This is a genomic window from Streptomyces sp. E11-3 (assembly GCF_046540415.1).
GTDB lineage: Bacteria > Actinomycetota > Actinomycetes > Streptomycetales > Streptomycetaceae > Streptomyces.
In genome coordinates this window covers 1-2,475 of sequence record NZ_JAZGRL010000103.1, presented here as the reverse complement: position 1 = coordinate 2,475, position 2,475 = coordinate 1, and the positions used below count along the sequence as shown (strand labels likewise).

Below are 2,475 nucleotides of genomic sequence, written 5' to 3'. Positions count from 1 at the left end.
CCCGCCCACGCCCGCAACCCCCACACGGGCACCGACCCCCTGACCGCCACCCGACTCCTCGCGTCCCGGCGAACCGTCGACCTCTCCGCGAGCACCCTCCTGCTCCCCGTAGCCCCACCCCGCAACCTCACCCACGCCGTGCACCCCCTACAGGAGATATGCCGATGACCACGCTGTCGCCGAGCCAGGCCCTGGAGGCACTCGTGGACCCCGTCTGCGGCGTCGTCCGCCGTGTCGCCCCCGTGGAGCACCCCAGCGGTGCGCCGGCCCGCTACACCGCGATGACCGCCGATGTGGCCGACGCCAGACGACTCGGCCTGTGGCCCGCCGACCGGGTCGCGCTCGGCACCACCTTCGGCGACCCGGAGGGGGCGCGGATCGCCGCGATAGCCGAGGCCGTCGAACGCTACTGCGGCAACCGCATACCACCCCCCGGCCACCCGGACGCCCCGGTACGCGCCACGGCCACCGAACTCACCCAGCGGGGCCAACGGCTCTACGGACCCGACGAACTACCCCGCTACGCCGACTGGCAGTACGCCAGAGAACGCTTCCCGTACCGGCGGCTCACCGCGGACACCCCGGCACTGTGGGCGCGCGGACACGAGCTCACCAAGGACGGCACAACCGAGGACTGCTGGGCGCCGGTCGCCCTCACCCACCTCAACTGGCGCCAGGGCCCGCTGCGTTCACTCCCACGCACCCACCACCTCAACTACGCCGGTATCGCGACCGGCCAAGGCTTCGCCGACGCGGTCGAACGTGGACTCCTCGAAGTCGTCGAACGCGACGCCCTCGAACTCTGGTGGCACCTGGACGGCCCGACCCGCGGCATCGACCCGTCGAGCGTGCCCGGCCTGACCGCCGACCTCGCCGGGTGCGGCCTGGACGTATGGATCGTCGAAATGCCGTCCGAGTTCGCCCCGTGCATGGCGGCCCTGGTACGCGATCCGCTACGAGGCCTCTACGCCGCGGGGTTCGCCTGCCGGTACGACCCGGCCGACGCGGCCCGCAAGGCCGTACTGGAAGCCGTCCACACCTGGGTGTTCACCCAGGGCCTCACCGAACCCGACGGCTGGGTCTTCCGGGCGATCGACGCCGGAATGCTGGCCCGCGGCCTGTACCTCGACCACCGCGGTGACCTTCGCTACCTGGACGACTGCGGCCCGGACTTCGCAGCGGTACGCGACCTGGGCGCCCATGTCCAGGTCTGGCTGGACAAACGGGTCGCCCCACTCGCCCGGCGCTTCACCGACCCGGCCAAGGGAGTGGTGAGCATCGACACCATCGCCCCCGGCAGCCGCGCACTGCTCGACACGGCCCTCGCGGACGGCGGCCACCGCGTACTGACCTTCGACCTGACGACCGAGGACGTCGCCGAGACCCCGCTACGGGTCGCCCGAGTCCTGGTCTCCCACCTCATCCCCAACGCCCCCGCGGCCTTCGCCTACCTGGGCAGCCCACGCTTCGCCGAGGCGGCCCTGACCCGCGGCTGGCGCGACGAACCTCCGCTCCTGCCGGGGGACTTCACACTCACTCCGCCGCCCCACATGTGAGCGGCGCCCCGATGCCCCGGAACGACACGCCGCCCGCGAAGCTGCTGCGGGCCGCGCTGGCCCGCGCCCGGTCCACCGAGGAGCCGGGCCCCGACACGCCCGCAGGACCTGCCGTGCCCCGCTGGGGCGGCCCGATCGTGATGCTGCGCGCGGACGGAGCAACGGGCCTGGTGGACCTGGACCAGGTGCTGACCCGCTCGCTGGCCGCCACCGACACCGACGGACGGCTGCGCCCGACCCCCTCCGCCGGCGCCCTGCACCCGGTGAACGCTCACATCCTGGCCGGGCCCGACTGCTCCGTACCGCCCGGCCGCTACGCGTACGACCCCGTCGGGCACCAACTCCACGAACGGGGGCCCGCGCCCGCCGGTGTGCCCGGGGGAGCGGTCGTGGTGCTGACGGTCACCGTTCGCCGTACCGCCTCGCACTACGCCCACCGCGCGTGGCCGATGGACCTACTGGACACCGGCCACGCGGTGGCGGCACTACTCCTCGCCGGAGCGGACCACTACAACCTCGACGCCGACGCGGCACTGCTGTCCGCCGCGGCGCGGCTGCCCGCACCGGGAGCCGCCATCGAGCACCCCTTCGCCGCAGTGCGCTTCGGGCCTGCCGCAATAGGCAGCTGGGCAGCCAAGCCACCCACAGCCCCGACAGCCGGCCCACCACCGGACCCAACACCGGACCCGATCGCCACCGCGTACGACATCGGCGAGGCCGAACGCGTTCTCGAACTGATCGGGACGACCGGGCCCGCACGCGCGAAGACGACCGAAGGGGACACGGCGGGGGGTGCGCGCGCAGCGCCGACGGTCACCGCCGGGTGCCGTGTCCCTACCGGACGAGCCGTCGGTGTGAGCACGTACCCCCCGGCGGGGCCCCGACCCACGACGAACGGCGGCGAGGGCACCTGGGCCCG

The 2,475-nt window shown here is 73.7% G+C and carries 1 protein-coding gene and 2 pseudogenes; all 3 read left to right on the top strand.

Annotation, left to right across the window (positions count from 1 at the left end; genetic code table 11):
* Positions 1-168, top strand: a pseudogene (locus U9R90_RS35505) (peptidase S15); the annotation flags it as partial.
* Positions 165-1,556 (top strand): YcaO-like family protein, encoded by a 1,392-nt coding sequence (locus U9R90_RS35500; protein WP_411061560.1) that lies wholly within the window; start codon positions 165-167, stop codon positions 1,554-1,556. The pseudogene U9R90_RS35505 and the gene U9R90_RS35500, both read left to right, overlap by 4 nt.
* 11 nt (positions 1,557-1,567) lie before the next feature.
* Positions 1,568-2,475, top strand: a pseudogene (locus tag U9R90_RS35495) (nitroreductase); the annotation flags it as partial.